Raw genomic sequence first — 15,568 nt, 5'->3', positions numbered from 1 at the left:
AAAGATGATTTTAGAAATGAAAGTCCCATCACCAGGGGAATCAATAAAAGAAGTTGAAATTGCAACTTGGTTAGTAAAAGACGGAGATTATGTAGAAAAAGATCAAGCTATTGCTGAAGTTGATTCAGACAAAGCAACTCTTGAATTACCGGCTGAAATGAGCGGAATTATTACGCTAAAAGCAGAAGAAGGTGATGCAGTTGCTGTAGGAGCTGTAGTTTGTTTAATTGATACTGATGGTGTAAAACCAGCAGGTGATGCTCCGGCTGCACCAGTAGCAGAAGCTCCAAAAGCCGAAGCACCTAAGGCAGAAGTAAAAACTGAAGCGCCAAAAGCAGCACCGGTACAAGCTCCGGCAGCTACAAGTTATGCGGCAGGAACTCCATCTCCGGCAGCTAGAAAAATATTAGACGAAAAAAATATAGCACCAGCAACAGTTTCAGGAACTGGTAAAGGTGGAAGAATAACTAAAGATGATGCTGTAAATGCAGTACCTTCTATGGGAACTCCAACTGGTGGAAGCCGTGGATCTGAGCGTTCAAAATTGTCTATGTTACGTCGTAAAGTAGCAGAGAGATTAGTTGCGGCTAAAAATGAAACTGCAATGTTAACAACTTTCAACGAAGTTAACATGACACCAATCAACCAAATTCGTAACGAATACAAAGATGCTTTTAAAGCTAAACATGGTGGTCTTGGTTTAGGATACATGTCTTTCTTTACAAAAGCAGTAACAAGAGCTTTGCAATTATATCCGGATGTTAACTCAATGATGGATGGTGATTATAAAATAGCGTATGATTTTGCAGACATCTCAATTGCAGTTTCAGGACCAAAAGGTCTTATGGTTCCTGTAGTTCGTAATGCCGAATTATTAACTTTCCGTGGAGTTGAAGCTGAAATCAAAAGATTAGCCCTTAGAGCTCGTGATGGTCAAATTACTGTTGATGATATGACTGGCGGAACTTTTACAATTACCAACGGTGGTGTTTTTGGAAGCATGTTAAGTACTCCGATTATCAATCCTCCACAATCAGGAATTTTAGGAATGCACAATATTATTGAGCGTCCAATTGCTGTAAACGGTAAAGTAGAAATTCATCCAATGATGTATGTAGCACTTTCTTATGACCACAGAATTATCGACGGACGTGAGTCTGTTGGTTTCTTAGTAGCAGTAAAAGAAGCTTTAGAAAACCCATTAGAATTATTGATGAATGGCGATGCTAAACGTGCTTTAGAGTTGTAATTGTAATAATTTTCAATATAAATAAAAACCCTGTTCATCAATTTGAACAGGGTTTTTTTCTTAATATTAGCTTAAATCTTGCTTAAGATGTTAATTTTTTAAATAAACGTAAATTTTACCCTTTAAAAAATATTTAATTTAGAATAAATAAGAATAGCTTGTATAGTTGCCCTTCAACAACTAAATTTGCGCTATTAAAATCAATTCTAAATAAAAATGAAATATAAATTTACAATTTCTTTTTTGAGCTTTTGTTTTTTTCTATTAGCTGCAACAAGTATTTCGGCACAAGAAAAAGCAAGTATTAAAGGTCAGATTAGTTTAGCTAATTCTCAAGCTGCAGACAACGTTTCAATTGTTTTAAAAGGAACAAAAATAGGAACCAATACAGACAGCAATGGTTTTTATGAAATCAAAAACCTAAAACCGGGAAACTATGTTATTAAAGTTTCTTCTGTTGGACATTCTTCTAAAGAAAAAAGTGTTTCCCTTAATGCCGGTGACGAAATAGTAGAAGATTTTACGATCACTGCAAATTCTGAACAATTAGACGAAATTGTAATTAACGGTAATGGAAAAAAGAATTCATTAGCCCGTAAAGAAACACAACAAGTATCAAGATTGCCTCTTAAAAATCTTGAAAACCCACAAGTTTATACTACAATTACAAGCGAATTACTAAAAGAACAAGTCGTTACTAATATTGACGATGCTCTTAAAAATGCTCCGGGATTATCCCCTCTTTGGGCATCTACAGGACGTGGTGGAGATGGCGCTGCTTATTTTTCTCTTAGAGGATTTGCTGTGCAACCAAGCATGATCAATGGATTACCGGCTTTATCAAACGGGAGTTTAGATCCTGCTAATATTGAAAAAATAGAAGTAATAAAAGGACCATCAGGAACATTATTTGGAAGTAGCTTAATCTCTTACGGAGGTTTAATCAACTTAACAACCAAAAAACCGTACGATCATTTTGGGGGAGAAATTAATTATACCGCAGGAAGCTACGGCTTAAACCGCGTTACTGCTGATGTTAATACTCCTTTAGACGACGAACATAAAGTAAACTTACGCATTAACACGGCTTACCATAACGAAAACAGCTTTCAGGATGCCGGATTTAAAAAATCATTCTTTTTTGCCCCTTCATTATCTTATCAGGTAAGCGACAGACTTTCGTTTTTCATTAATACGGAGTTCATGAACAACAAATCAACGAATCCTACGATGTTGTTCCTGGACAGAGGGGCTCCTCTAAGAGTTCACAACATGAATGAATTAGGTTATGACAACAAACGTTCTTATACCAGTAATGAACTTGCTGTAGAAACTCCATCTTATAGCTTACAAGGTCAAATGAACTATAAAATTTCTGACCAATGGACTTCACAAACTGTTGTTTCAAGAAATTCAGCAAAAACCGAAGGATATTACTCCTACTTATATGAGGGAACTCAATATACTACTGGCATCCCGCAAGGAATTGTATTAGGGCGTCAAATGAATTACCAAAATGCAACTACTTTAATAACTGATATTCAACAAAATTTTATTGGTGATTTCAAAATCGGAAAACTAAGAAACAGAATTGTTGCCGGTTTAGATTATTTTAACAGAGGATCAATTGACAATGGTTCAGGTTATGTCGCAAATGGAAATATTTATATTGGAAATCTTGATGTAAAAACAGTAAATGAAAACCTTTATAAAATTACTGACCCAACAAAATATATTACGAATGGCGATAGCGGAAAATTGACAAAAGCAGGTGCTGAATCACTTTTAGCTTCGGCACCAATGAACAATAATAAAACAAAGCAGGAAGTAATCAGTGCTTATGTGTCTGATGTAATCAACTTTACTCCGGCATTGTCTGCAATGGCAAGTTTACGTGCAGACCGTTTCATGACACAAGGTGATGTAACTACAAAAACGGATGATTACAACCAAACTGCTTTTTCACCTAAATTTGGATTGGTATACCAACCAATAATTGACAAAGTATCTGTGTTTGCAAACTATATGGATGGTTTTGCTAACTCTGCACCAACCAGCGACATTCTTGCAGACGGAACTTCAAGACCCAGAACTTTCTCTCCGGAGCATGCCAACCAATTTGAAGTTGGAACAAAATTAAACATCTTTAAAGATAGACTTTACGCAACTTTTAGCTACTACAACACTGAGGTTAAATATCAGGTTTATACCGTTTATACAGCAACAACTCAAACCTCTTACCAAGACGGTGCTCAAAGAAACAAAGGTTTCGAAGCCGAAATTGTTGCAAACCCAATTGATGGTTTAAACATTGTTTTTGGATACAGCTACAATGATGCTCTTTTGACTGCCGGTGACCCGGATTTCGTAGGCCACAGACCAGAAAGTGCAGGGCCACAAAACTTAGCAAACCTTTGGGCAAGCTACAGATTTATAGAAGGTGACCTAAAAGGTTTTGGTTTAGGTTTTGGAGGAAATTATGCCAGCGATAACAAAATCATGAACCGTACTTTGACAGGACAATTTACAATTCCGGAATACACCGTACTTAATTCTTCTGTTTTCTACGGAACTGAAAAATTTACACTGACACTTAAACTTGATAATATCGCAAACGTTGATACTTATGATGGTTGGTCTACAATACACCCAAAAAACATGAGAAGTTTGGCAGCAAATTTCTCTTACAGATTCTAATAAAAAAACAAAAAACACCTTTCTCTATCTTGTAGAAAGGTGTTTTTTTAAATTCTATGAAATTATGATAACAACAGCCAGTCTCATCGTTTTTTTAGCATTTTATACTTTGTATTACACCTCAAAAAGAGCCACTTTATCTTATGATCTGGGTTTCGAGAAATGGATGAAAAGCAATCCTAAACCAACCAAATTTTTAGGTTTAGGACTTCTTTTAGTAGCGTATTCTCTTTGGTTACTAACTCAATCTTTGTGCTGCGGGACTTTGATGTTTTTTATTCAACTCATGACCATTGGTAGTTTAATTATCATTTTGGCACCTTTAAAAAAAATAAACCGATTTGCTATTATAGCACTCTTTGTAATTGTCGCTTTATTAGAATTTTATTTTAACTAACCTGTAGGGTGTAATTCCAAAAATATTTTATTTAAACACATAGAAACATAGATTTTATACTAAAAAAGAATGCAAAAAGAAACACATTTCTTTCACATAGCAATACTCTGTAAATTTTAACAAAGTGAAACGCCTTATTTGAAAGGTCAAATTCTATGTTTCTATGTGTTAGAATTAATTAGACCCAACGAATTATAACCAAACCATTTCTAACCAAAATATGCCAGCAAATCCTAAATATCTAACCCAATCAAAATGGCAACGATTTGCCAAAATAACAGCTGCTATACTTGGCGGCTATTTTGTTTCAGTCAGTTTTCATTTGGCTTTAGCTTCCTGGTTTAACCGTGCTAATATTTTAATGACAATGGCTTTTACCGGATTTATACTTTGGGTAGCATTAATGGTAATTGCTTTTTTAGCAAAAAGCGGATGGAAAATCTGGGGCATCTATTTGCTCCTTACTTTATTTTTTTCTCTTTTTATTTATCTTGGTCAAACTTACAATCCCGTAGCAAAATAACTTATGAATAATCGTCATTATAACATCTATTTTCATACTCATACTGTTAGCGGAATTGTGATCAGCGTGGTTCTTTTTGTGATTTTTTTTGCAGGATCTTTTTCTTTTTTCAGAGATGAAATCATCAATTGGGAAAGAAATGAATCATCTGTTAATACCAAAGAAATTCAATTAGATTACAACACAACTCTAAAAAAACTGGATAAAGAATACGTTTTACACGGAAGAAATGTTACCATCTCTAAACCAAGTAACGAACGCAGAGTTGCCGTTTATCTGGAAGGTACCAAAGATACTTTGGCTCCCGCCAAACAAAAAGAAGGAACGTTTTTCTATCTTGATACACAAACCTTCAAAACTTATACCTACGAACAATCTTATTCGTTAGGCGAATTTTTATACCGTTTGCATTTCCTGGCTCAGATTCCGTATCCGGTTGGATATTATCTTTCTGGGTTTACCGCATTATTCTTTTTGTTTGCCATTGTAACCGGACTTTTATTGCACTGGAAAAAAATTGTTTCTAACTTTTATATTTTCCGTCCAAAGGAAAAATTAAAAACATTATGGACAGATGCCCATACAGCCTTAGGAATGATTGGTTTACCATTTCAGTTTGTATATGCGGTAACAGGCGCTTTTTTTATGATTAAACTTCTAATTGTGGCTCCTGCTGTAATGGCGTTGTACAAAGGCGATCAGGATAAATTATATAAAGAATTAGAGTACAACGATCCTACTTATACGTTTGATAACAAAAAACTGGCAACACCTTTTGATATTGATCAATTGGTTGCAAAAACAAAAAGCAACTGGAACGACTTTGAGATTACGCGTGTTTTTATCCAGAACTATGGAGATGCTAATATGCATGTAGTGGTAGAAGGTGAAATGTTAAGCCACAAAAAATTTACCGGGATCGGAAAAGTGATTTACCGTATTCGTGACGGGAAAGAAATTGCAAAGAAAAACCCTGTTACGCAAACCAACTATCTCGATGTTGTAAAAAATGTTTTATACAAAATACATTTTGGCGATTATGGTGGGTATGTTTTAAAAATCGTGAGTTTTGTTCTGGGGCTTATTACTTGTTTCGTGATCATTTCGGGCGTGATGATATGGTTGGTAGCGAGACAAAAAAACAATTTGCCGGAGAAAAAAAGACGCTTTAATGCTGCTGTTGTTCGCATTTATCTTGCAATATGTTTAAGCATGTATCCTGTTACTGCCCTTGCATTTATAGCAACAAAAATCTTTTATCCGTTGACTCAGGATAATCTTTATCTTGTTTATTTTGGAGTATGGTTAATTCTTATCCTCTTTTTTATTATTAAAAAGAACGACGCTTTTACCAATAGATTCTGCTTGATTTCCGGAAGTATTTTAGGATTTCTGATCCCAATAACCAACGGAATTGTTTCCGGAAATTGGTTTTGGAACTCGTTTATACAAAATCATATTCAGGTTTTCTTTATTGATGTTTTCTGGATTGTTCTGGCTTCAATAACACTTTATGTCGCTTATCATCTAAAACCGAAGAAAGCAATTGTTACAGGAACAAAAGTTTAAAATTTTTTGGCCACGAATTCACGAATTTGCACGAATTGAATTTGTGGAAATTTGTGAAATTCGCGGCTAACTTTTCTTTGCTTTTTAGGCAATAGTTAAAATAACTAAAATTACTTGTCCCTTATTGATTTAGCGTATACTTTTACGCTTTATTCAAAAAATGGGATTCAGGACGCAAATACGTTTTATACATAAATGGCTCGGATTAATTTCCGGGCTTATTGTTTTTATTATAAGTATTACCGGCTGCATCTTTTGTTTTCATGACGAGATAAAAGACATTACCCGCAAAGAATGGCGATTGGTCGAACCTGAAAACAAACCCTTTTTACTCCCATCTGTTTTACAGGAAAAAGCCAGAGAAATTGCCCCCAAATACAAATCAAGTATGGTTTCGTATTATGGCAAGAACCGTTCTGCAATTGTTTATCTGTTTTCTGATACTGAAAATCTATATCTCTACTTTAATCCGTACACCGGAAAATACCTTAAAGCCGAAAATCCAAAAACCGACTTTTTTATAATTGTCGAATACATTCATTTGGACCTGCTTCTGCCGGATTATATAGGGAAACACATAATAGGTGGTGCGACAATTATTTTTATTTTATTACTTATTTCCGGAATTATCCAGTGGTGGCCCAAACGACGAAGCGATATCAAACGAAGTTTCTCTGTAAAATGGTCTGCAAAATGGCGTCGGGTAAACTATGACTGGCACAATACGTCCGGATTTTACATTTCGATTATTGCCCTTATACTTGCAATTACAGGTCTCACTTTTACCTACGAATGGGTTGGTGACGGGATTTATAAAACCTTCAATTTTGGTGACGATAAAGCCTTAGAAACAAAAGCACCAACAATTGATACCACTAAATTTGATCACCATAGAACTAATACTGTCGATCTTGCTTTTATCAAAACCATACAGCTACAACCAAAAGCCGAAATGATTTTTGTGACTTATCCGCAGCAAAAAACCGACATTATTACTACCGGAGCTTATCCGCATACTTTGCGATACGATCATCAAAGCAACTATTATTTTCATCCCAACGATGCAAAACTACTTCAAAGTCAAACTTTTGACAAAAAGAGTTTAGGCCTGCAAGTGGTAGAAATGAATTACGGAATTCATACCGGACAGATCTTAAATCTACCCGGAAAAATTATCGCTTTTATAATAAGCTTAATTACTGCTGCTTTGCCTGTAACAGGTTTTATAATCTGGTTTGGAAGAAATAAAAAATCCAAAAAAAAGAAGGTATAAGATACCCGGACATTGTCTAATACCCTTTCCATTTTATTACCTATTAACTCATTAGGTGTCAAAATATATATTTAACACATAGAAACATAGTTTTTTTAACTAAAAAGAATGCAAAAAGAAATATATTTCTTTTTGCATAGCTAAGCTATGTGTATTTTAAATAAGTGAAACACCTTTTCTCAAGGTCCAAAAGCTATGTCTCTATGTGTTCAATTAATCACAACCAACGTATTAACTATCAATCAAAAAAAACAAGCAGGAAATTCTTGTTTTACTCCATAGTACCCTAAACTGCTACAAATAAAACTTTTGCTGGCTGGTTGTCGTTTGAACATTGGTTTACTTTATAAAACTAACCTAAAAACCAACCCCCTTATATGATTATCCCAAAAATAATCTTTGGCATAGATGGCAAAGAAATTTCTCATTTTACAAAAATCAGTTTAAAACAAAGCATCAACAATCACCATGAGTTTTCTATTAGCATGCCGTATTCTATTCTGGAGCAGCCCATGGCGCATACTATGCAAAATGCACAAAAATGCCTTGGAAAAGTAGTTCACATCAGATTAAGTCCCTCTAATAGTTTTTTAGGAATTATAACAAATGTAAGTTACGAGAAAGAACTTGGAGATGTAGGCAGTCTGATTGTAATTTCCGGTTATTCTAAAACGATCCTATTAGAATCCGGCAAAAAACTGCATTCGTGGGAAAATCAAAATTTAAGAGATATCATACTCGATATCATACAAACTGCCGCCGGTGATGATTTGCAGCACAAAATTGATCCTGAATTTACCCTTAGAACAGAATATCAGACACAATACCTTGAATCTGATTTTAGATACCTACAGCGATTGGCCAAACAATATAATGAATGGCTGTTTTATGACGGTGAAAAATTGTTTTTTGGAAAACCAAAAATAGAAACTACCCCTATAAAATTAGTTTACAATAAAGACTTGCATACGCTAAAAATATTGGTACAGGCAAAACCAAACCATTACAGTGGTTATACGTATAACGAAAGTGTAGATCGATTGTACCAGGCACAAACTAATGATGATATCGCCCAAGGATTGCCTACATTAGGAAAAGAGGCTTTTGAAGCTTCGCAAAAATTATACAGAACTCCTTCGTACGAGTTTGGACAGTTTAGCACTGGAGCCGACGCGTATTTTGAATCTATTTTAAGAAACAAACAAGAAAGTACAGCGGCAGACGGAAACTACATAACGGCAACAAGCAAAAATGCACATCTAAGAATAGGCGCTGTTATAACGATTACTTCAGAACAGGTAAAAGACAAATTGGATGTCTACAAACAAGGATTAGATAGTACAAAAATACATTACAAAACCAGCGAAATTGGAACCTACATCATTACAGAAATTAATCATACGGCACTGGACGCAGGCGAATACGAAAATAGTTTTAAGGCACTGCCGACCGGAATAAAAAAACTGCCGGAGCCAGATGTGCCAATGCCCGAAGCACAGCAACAAAGAGCCGTAGTAGTAGCCAATAATGACCCTAAAGGCAACGGAAGAATCAGGGTACAATTATTATGGCAAAAAAAACGGCAAGCCCGTACCCCGTGGCTCTATGTCCTGACCCCGGATGCCGGCAGCAGCGACAATGTAAACAAAAACAGAGGCTGGGTAACCATACCAGAAGTTGGCGATCATGTTATGGTTGGTTTTCGATACAACGACCCAAACAGACCTTATGTTACAGGAAGTTTGTTTCATGGTAAAATTGGTGATGGCGGCGGCGAAGAAAATAATATAAAAAGTTTTAGCAGTAAAAGTGGCAATAAACTGGAACTTAATGACAAAGAGGGCTCGATGTATCTTACCGACCTCGGAACCGCCAATATGAAATTTGACGGTAGCGGTAATACAACCACAAATGCCAATAACACCAATACCATAAACGTGGGCAGCACCAATACCATAAATGTGGGTGCAAAAAAAGATACGCCTGCCCAATCTGTATTTGAAATGGATGACGAAGGCAATATTGCTATGACCGGAACAAAAAAACTGACGATAACAATTGGAAACAGCTCTTTTACCATGCACAAAGACGGAACGATTGCTGTAAACGGCAAAGATATCACCGTAAACGGCGGCAGTACTATATCCCTGAACGCAACACCAAAAGAAGGAGGCGCCGGTTCTATTGATATCTCTTCGACCGGAGGCGATATTACTATGAGCAATGACCAGAATATTAATATAAAAGGCGGTATAGAAGTAAAGCTAACCTAGTATGGAATATATAAAAGACAAAGCAATTTTAGACTGTGACAAAGGGCTTTTTACGACCCTACTAATTGTTACTTCTAATAATAAAATAAAAAACAGAGAGGGGTTCTTTGCCACAGACAAAGACAATATTGCAGGATTAAACATTCCTGCCTTTGGTACATGCGCCATAAAAGACAAATGCAAACTCGATAGTGACTTATCAGGAAAACCCCTTAACTGGATAAATCCTGTACTAAAGATTAAAATACTCGAACATAAACCGCTGTCTGACAATTCTAAATGTATTTGTCCCTTAGGCGGTGTAATAAGTTGTAACAATTCAGATCAAATTTAAATATAAAATAATATGGGAGCAGTTGCAGCGACTAGTACAGTCGCCTATTTTTTAGAAGCCGTCAGTGCGGCAGTAGCAAATTTATGGAATCCTGGAGGATGGATTGCATTGGCAATAATAGCCGTTGTTGCCGTCGTAACAATAGCATATATATACCGGAAAGAGATCGCAGGATTTTTTTATTCTATTGGCAGTGCTATTGCAGATACCGCAAAAATTATGTGGGATTATGTAGTTACCATACCCACTAGTATTACACCACCCGCAGCAGTAGACGATGTTTTACCGCTGCCCATAGTAGCGCCTCCTGGTACCATACCGCTGGAGGAAACCAAACCCATTACTATTGCACCACCCATAACCACTACAAAACCCAGAACAAGAAAAAGAGACAAAGACGATTATAATGTATACGACTTGCATGTTGGTAGACCCGGATATTTTAGAGATTATACCTGGGGAGCAGGACATACAGAAACTTTGTTAAACATAGGAGCCATCTGGAAATACGGTTTAACCTCGTTTAAATCTGTATATGCACGCTATTTAATTATATCTGAACTTTACCCAAATGAAAAGGAAAGTTATATATTATTAAAATTAACAGCTTTGCAACTACTTCCTAAGCAATGGTATTTGCAAAACGCAAGTTATGCCACTGCCAATGTGCGCGAGGTCGAGCTAATAGATACCTACGTAAGCGCTCACGGAAAATTACCACCAGGCAATACTTTTAGGGGTTAAGAAAAACTAAAATCATTAAGACTATGACACCACAAGAAATAGAAAAATTACTGCAAAAAATAAGCAACCAGCGTATGTTTGGCGAAACCGATAAGGCACTGGCTAATTTACACCTATTAAATAACGCTTTTCCTGACAAAAAAATATACCTCGCACTGCTGGCGAGTACTTATATGGAAGCCGAAGCAGACGATGCAGCAACAGAATATTGCAACAAAGCCCTAGCCATAGACCCCAACTACCCCGAAGCCAATGAAATATTGGGCATGCTTGCCGAAAAAAACAATCTCTTTGAGCAGGCAGAAGAATATTACCAGAAAACACTCGCTGAGAATGTTTATTTCAGAAACGGGCATTTGCGACTGGTGCTGCTTTATTATACCCAATCAAGATATGATGAACTAGTACAAGAAGCAGAATTTATGCTAGAGAATTTTGATAAAAAAAGAAATGATTATACAACACAAGAGAAAAGAAATTTAAATCATAAGTGGCTTTATCTGATTCATTCCCGATTAATTTCAGCATTATTACGCCTCGAAGAATATCAAGAAGCTGTAAAATATATTAATGAAATCGTTAAATTTCAACAAGTATATACTAAGGACCCCTATTTTTTTCATACAGAAGATGAATTGCTTTACAAATTGTATTACCTCTTAGATATTAAAGAAAAGCTTGCAGAATATGAAGACCGTTGGCTCAATCATTATAAAGTGCCACTAAGTAAAATTAACGGTATGCAAAAAGATGTACAACAGGGTTATATTGAGAGCATAAATATGGATAACTATAATATTGACAAAAACGGTCATTCCATTTAAAGCTTAACCTTAATTAGTTCCCTACACCTACATGACACCACAAGAAGTAGACAAATTACTGCAAAAAATAAGCAACCAGCGCATGTTTGGCGAAACCGATAAGGCGCTGGCTAACCTGCATGTAGTAAGCAACGCATTTCCCGACGAAAAAAAATATCTGGCACTGCTGGCGAGTACGTATATGGAAGCCGAAGCAGACGATGCCGCAGCAGAATACTGCAACAAAGCCCTCGCCATAGACCCCAACTACCCAGAAGCCAATGAAATACTGGGCATGCTTGCCGAAAAAAACAACCAGTTTGAGCAGGCAGAAGAATATTACCAGAAAACACTGGCTGAGAATGTTTATTTCAGAAACGGACATATGCGACTGGTGCTGCTTTATTATACACAATCAAGATATGACGAACTAGTACAAGAAGCAAAATTTATGCTGGAGAATTTTGACAAAGAGCGAAATTCTTACACAACAAAAGAAAAAATAAAATTAAGTAATACATGGCTTTATCTGATTCATTCCAGATTAATTTCAGCTTTAATTCGCCTCGAAGACTACAATGAGGCGATAAAATATATCCATGCAGAAATTAATTTTAATCAAACTCATATTAAAGATCCTTATTTCTTTTCTTCAGAAGAAAGATTACTTTACAAATTATATTATCTATTGGATCACAAAGAGAAAGTGGCAGAATATGAAAACCGTTGGCTCAATCATTATAAAGTGTCTGTTAGTCAAATCAACAGTATGCAAGAAGACGTAAAGCAAGGGTATATAGAATATGAAAATATCGATAACTATGCGGTTGACAAATATGATCGTTTAATTTAAGAGTAGCAGGAAATACTTTTTAAAAAGTTAGAATATTAAAAAATGACACAGCAAGAAATAGAAAAATTACTGCAAAAAATAAGCAACCAGCGCATGTATGGCGAAACCTGTAAGGCGCTGGCTAACCTGCATGTAGTAAGCAATGCATTTCCTGACGAAAAAATATACCTCGCACTGCTGGCGAGTACCTATATGGAAGCCGAAGTAGACGATGCAGCAGCAGAATATTGCAACAAAGCCCTCGCCATAGACCCCAACTATCCCGAAGCCAATGAAATACTAGGCATGCTTGCCGAAAAAAACAACCGGTTTGAGCAGGCAGAAGAATATTACCAGAAAACGCTGGCTGAGAATATCTATTTCAGAAACGGACATTTACGGCTGGTGCTGCTTTATTATACACAATCAAGATATGACGAACTAGTAAAAGAAGCAGAATTTATGTTTCAGAATTTTGATAAGCAGCGTGATAATTATACATCGAATGAGAAAAGAAATTTAAATTATGATTGGCTTTATTTGATTAGTGCCAGATTGATTTCTGCTTTAATTCGTCTTGAAGAATATGAAAAGGCTATAAAATATATCTTAGAAAGACTGAACACTGCAAAATCATGTATCGAAGATCCATATCATTTTCATCAGGATGATGAAAAACTATACAAATTGTATTACCTCTTAGACAATAAAGAGAAAATAGCAGAATACGAAGACCGCTGGCTCAATCATTATAAAGTACCACTAAGTGATATTGAAGGCATGCAAAAAGATGTACAACAGGGTTATATTGAGAGCATAAATATGGATAACTATAATATTGACAAAAACGGTCATTCATTTTAAAGATTAACCTTAATTAGTTCCCTACACCTACATGACACCACAAGAAATAGAAAAATTACTGCAAAAAATAAGCAACCAGCGCATGTATGGCGAAACAGATAAGGCACTGGCTAACCTGCATGTAGTAAGCAATGCATTTCCTGACGAAAAAATATACCTCGCACTGCTGGCGAGTACCTATATGGAAGCCGAAGCAGACGATGCAGCAGCAGAATATTGCAACATAAACCGCTGTCTGACAATTCTAAATGTATTTGTCCTTTAGGCGGTGTAATAAGTTGTAACAATTCAGGTCAAATTTAAATATAAAATAATATGGGAGCAGCAGTTTTAGCGACAAGTGCAGGCGGATTTTTAGCAGGCGTGGGATCAACAAATTTTTGGAATATTGTGGGATGGGTTGCGTTAGCAGCATTAGCCATTATGATAATCTGGTCATGGAGAGATGAGATAGCAGGATTTTTTTATTCTATTGGCAGTGCCATTGTCGATGCGGCAAAAATTATGTGGGATTATGTAGTTACCATACCCACTAGTATTACACCACCCGCAGCAGTAGACGATGTTTTGCCGCTGCCCCTAGTAGCGCCTCCTGGTACCATACCGCTGGAGGAAACCAAACCCATTACTATTGCACCACCCATAACCACTACAAAACCCAGAACAAGAAAAAGGGACAAAGACGATTATAATGTATACGACTTGCATGTAGGCTTTCCGGGACTTTTTAGAGATTATATATGGGGAGCAGGACATACAGAAACTTTGCTAAACATAGGAGCGATCTGGAAATACGGTTTAACGTCGTTTAAATCTGTTTATGCCAGATATTTAATTATATCTGAACTTTACCCAAATGAAAAGGAAAGTTATATTTTAGAAAATCTCTCAAATTTAAACCTTCTTCCTAAACAATGGTATCTGCAAAATGCAAGTTATGCCACTGCCAATTTGCGTGAGGTCGAGCTAATAGATGCCTACGTAAGCGCTCACGGAAAATTACCACCAGGCAATACTTTTAGGGGTTAAGAAAAACTAAAATCATTAAAACTATGACACCACAAGAAATAGAAAAATTACTGCAAAAAATAAGCAACCAGCGCATGTTTGGCGAAACCGATAAGGCACTGGCTAACCTGCACGTAGTAAGCAATGCATTTCCTGACGAAAAAAAATACCTGGCATTGCTGGCGAGTACCTATATGGAAGCCGAAGCAGACGATACCGCAACAGAATACTGCCACAAAGCCCTCGCCATAGACCCCAACTATCCTGAAGCCAATGAAATACTAGGCATGCTTGCCGAAAAAAATAACCAGTTTGATCAGGCAGAAGAATATTACCAAAAAACACTCGCTGAGAATATCTATTTCAGGAACGGGCATTTACGGATGGTGCTGCTTTATTATACACAATCAAGATATGACGAACTAGTACAAGAAGCAAAATTTATGCTTCAGAATTTTGACAAACAAAGAGATAATTACACCATTAAAGAGAAAAGAGATTTAAATCATAAGTGGCTTTATTTGGTTCATTTCAGGTTAATTTCAGCTTTATTGCGTCTGGAAGAATATGAAGAAGCTTTAAAATATATCAATGAAAGCATTACTTTCAGAAAAACGTATACTAAAGATCCCTATTTTTTTCATCAGGACGATGAAAAACTCTACAAATTGTATTACCTCTTAGATAATAAAGAAAAGATGGCAGAATACGAAGACCGCTGGCTCAACCATTATAAAGTACCAATAAGTAAAATAAGTAGTATGCAAAAAGATGTACAGCAAGGATATATAGAGAGAATAAATATTGATAACTATAATGTTGACAAAAATGGTCATTTGATCTAGAGGTTAAAGAATACTAAAACCATTAAGATTATGACACAGCAAGAAATAGACAAATTACTGCAAAAAATAAGCAACCAGCGCATGTTTGGCGAAACCGATAAAGCGCTGGTTAACCTGCACGCATTAAGCAATGCATTTCCTGACGAAAAAAAATAAT

16 protein-coding genes are annotated in these 15,568 nt (G+C 36.1%); all 16 read left to right on the top strand.

The window, feature by feature from the left end:
- Positions 1 to 4: 4 nt before the first annotated feature.
- The 16 genes from odhB to B0A64_RS25700 all read left to right on the top strand — a co-directional run bounded on the left by odhB (position 5) and on the right by B0A64_RS25700 (position 15,567).
- Entirely contained in the window at positions 5 to 1,249 is a 1,245-nt protein-coding gene (gene odhB, locus B0A64_RS00805; RefSeq protein WP_089477649.1) for a 2-oxoglutarate dehydrogenase complex dihydrolipoyllysine-residue succinyltransferase, read from the top strand.
- Positions 1,250 to 1,465: 216 nt separating this feature from the next.
- Positions 1,466 to 3,946, top strand: a complete 2,481-nt coding sequence (locus tag B0A64_RS00800; RefSeq protein WP_089477648.1) for a TonB-dependent receptor — start codon at positions 1,466 to 1,468, stop codon at positions 3,944 to 3,946.
- A gap of 64 nt (positions 3,947 to 4,010) precedes the next feature.
- Positions 4,011 to 4,343 carry a hypothetical protein gene (locus B0A64_RS00795; protein ID WP_089477647.1) on the top strand — a complete coding sequence of 111 codons (333 nt, stop codon included), beginning with the start codon at positions 4,011 to 4,013 and terminating at the stop codon, positions 4,341 to 4,343.
- A gap of 220 nt (positions 4,344 to 4,563) precedes the next feature.
- Positions 4,564 to 4,866: a hypothetical protein gene (locus tag B0A64_RS00790; protein ID WP_089477646.1), complete on the top strand. Its 303-nt coding sequence runs from the start codon at positions 4,564 to 4,566 to the stop codon at positions 4,864 to 4,866.
- Positions 4,867 to 4,869: 3 nt separating this feature from the next.
- Positions 4,870 to 6,435, top strand: a complete 1,566-nt coding sequence (locus tag B0A64_RS00785) for a PepSY-associated TM helix domain-containing protein (RefSeq protein ID WP_089477645.1) — start codon at positions 4,870 to 4,872, stop codon at positions 6,433 to 6,435.
- Between the two features lie 160 nt (positions 6,436 to 6,595).
- On the top strand, positions 6,596 to 7,708 hold the full coding sequence (locus B0A64_RS00780) for a PepSY-associated TM helix domain-containing protein (protein ID WP_089477644.1): 1,113 nt from the start codon (positions 6,596 to 6,598) through the stop codon (positions 7,706 to 7,708).
- Between the two features lie 377 nt (positions 7,709 to 8,085).
- Entirely contained in the window at positions 8,086 to 9,981 is a 1,896-nt protein-coding gene (locus B0A64_RS00775; protein ID WP_089477643.1) for a type VI secretion system Vgr family protein, read from the top strand.
- Position 9,982: 1 nt separating this feature from the next.
- Positions 9,983 to 10,315 (top strand): PAAR-like protein, encoded by a 333-nt coding sequence (locus B0A64_RS00770; protein WP_089477642.1) that lies wholly within the window; start codon positions 9,983 to 9,985, stop codon positions 10,313 to 10,315.
- A 12-nt stretch (positions 10,316 to 10,327) separates the two neighbouring features.
- Positions 10,328 to 11,059 (top strand): hypothetical protein, encoded by a 732-nt coding sequence (locus B0A64_RS00765; RefSeq protein WP_089477641.1) that lies wholly within the window; start codon positions 10,328 to 10,330, stop codon positions 11,057 to 11,059.
- 23 nt (positions 11,060 to 11,082) lie between these two features.
- Complete coding sequence (locus B0A64_RS00760) at positions 11,083 to 11,883, top strand: tetratricopeptide repeat protein (protein ID WP_089477640.1); 801 nt, start codon at positions 11,083 to 11,085, stop codon at positions 11,881 to 11,883.
- 31 nt (positions 11,884 to 11,914) lie between these two features.
- A complete protein-coding gene (locus tag B0A64_RS00755; protein ID WP_089477639.1) occupies positions 11,915 to 12,715 on the top strand; it encodes a tetratricopeptide repeat protein in 801 nt (266 codons plus the stop codon).
- 42 nt (positions 12,716 to 12,757) lie between these two features.
- Positions 12,758 to 13,558 (top strand): tetratricopeptide repeat protein, encoded by an 801-nt coding sequence (locus tag B0A64_RS00750; RefSeq protein WP_089477638.1) that lies wholly within the window; start codon positions 12,758 to 12,760, stop codon positions 13,556 to 13,558.
- A 31-nt stretch (positions 13,559 to 13,589) separates the two neighbouring features.
- Positions 13,590 to 13,823 carry a hypothetical protein gene (locus tag B0A64_RS00745; RefSeq protein ID WP_089477637.1) on the top strand — a complete coding sequence of 78 codons (234 nt, stop codon included), beginning with the start codon at positions 13,590 to 13,592 and terminating at the stop codon, positions 13,821 to 13,823.
- Positions 13,824 to 13,873: 50 nt separating this feature from the next.
- Entirely contained in the window at positions 13,874 to 14,587 is a 714-nt protein-coding gene (locus B0A64_RS00740) for a hypothetical protein (RefSeq protein WP_089477636.1), read from the top strand.
- Between the two features lie 23 nt (positions 14,588 to 14,610).
- Positions 14,611 to 15,411, top strand: a complete 801-nt coding sequence (locus tag B0A64_RS00735; protein ID WP_089477635.1) for a tetratricopeptide repeat protein — start codon at positions 14,611 to 14,613, stop codon at positions 15,409 to 15,411.
- Positions 15,412 to 15,441: 30 nt separating this feature from the next.
- Positions 15,442 to 15,567 (top strand): hypothetical protein, encoded by a 126-nt coding sequence (locus B0A64_RS25700; protein ID WP_262495521.1) that lies wholly within the window; start codon positions 15,442 to 15,444, stop codon positions 15,565 to 15,567.
- Position 15,568 lies beyond the last annotated feature (1 nt).

Origin of the sequence: Flavobacterium araucananum (assembly GCF_002222055.1) — a bacterium.
GTDB lineage: Bacteria > Bacteroidota > Bacteroidia > Flavobacteriales > Flavobacteriaceae > Flavobacterium > Flavobacterium araucananum.
The sequence above is the reverse complement of the archived record's forward strand: the minus strand, read 5'-3'. Positions and strand labels throughout refer to the sequence as shown.

Bases quoted from the DNA above. Each gene is read 5' to 3' on its own strand.
- B0A64_RS00785 (WP_089477645.1), top strand. From the start codon at position 4,870: ATGAATAATCGTCATTATAACATCTATTTTCATACTCATACTGTTAGC.
- B0A64_RS00750 (WP_089477638.1), top strand. From the start codon at position 12,758: ATGACACAGCAAGAAATAGAAAAATTACTGCAAAAAATAAGCAACCAG.
- B0A64_RS00740 (WP_089477636.1), top strand. From the start codon at position 13,874: ATGGGAGCAGCAGTTTTAGCGACAAGTGCAGGCGGATTTTTAGCAGGC.
- B0A64_RS00755 (WP_089477639.1), top strand. From the start codon at position 11,915: ATGACACCACAAGAAGTAGACAAATTACTGCAAAAAATAAGCAACCAG.
- B0A64_RS00765 (WP_089477641.1), top strand. From the start codon at position 10,328: ATGGGAGCAGTTGCAGCGACTAGTACAGTCGCCTATTTTTTAGAAGCC.
- odhB (WP_089477649.1), top strand. From the start codon at position 5: ATGATTTTAGAAATGAAAGTCCCATCACCAGGGGAATCAATAAAAGAA.
- B0A64_RS00800 (WP_089477648.1), top strand. From the start codon at position 1,466: ATGAAATATAAATTTACAATTTCTTTTTTGAGCTTTTGTTTTTTTCTA.
- B0A64_RS00770 (WP_089477642.1), top strand. From the start codon at position 9,983: ATGGAATATATAAAAGACAAAGCAATTTTAGACTGTGACAAAGGGCTT.
- B0A64_RS00790 (WP_089477646.1), top strand. From the start codon at position 4,564: ATGCCAGCAAATCCTAAATATCTAACCCAATCAAAATGGCAACGATTT.
- B0A64_RS00760 (WP_089477640.1), top strand. From the start codon at position 11,083: ATGACACCACAAGAAATAGAAAAATTACTGCAAAAAATAAGCAACCAG.
- B0A64_RS00780 (WP_089477644.1), top strand. From the start codon at position 6,596: ATGGGATTCAGGACGCAAATACGTTTTATACATAAATGGCTCGGATTA.
- B0A64_RS25700 (WP_262495521.1), top strand. From the start codon at position 15,442: ATGACACAGCAAGAAATAGACAAATTACTGCAAAAAATAAGCAACCAG.
- B0A64_RS00795 (WP_089477647.1), top strand. From the start codon at position 4,011: ATGATAACAACAGCCAGTCTCATCGTTTTTTTAGCATTTTATACTTTG.
- B0A64_RS00745 (WP_089477637.1), top strand. From the start codon at position 13,590: ATGACACCACAAGAAATAGAAAAATTACTGCAAAAAATAAGCAACCAG.
- B0A64_RS00775 (WP_089477643.1), top strand. From the start codon at position 8,086: ATGATTATCCCAAAAATAATCTTTGGCATAGATGGCAAAGAAATTTCT.
- B0A64_RS00735 (WP_089477635.1), top strand. From the start codon at position 14,611: ATGACACCACAAGAAATAGAAAAATTACTGCAAAAAATAAGCAACCAG.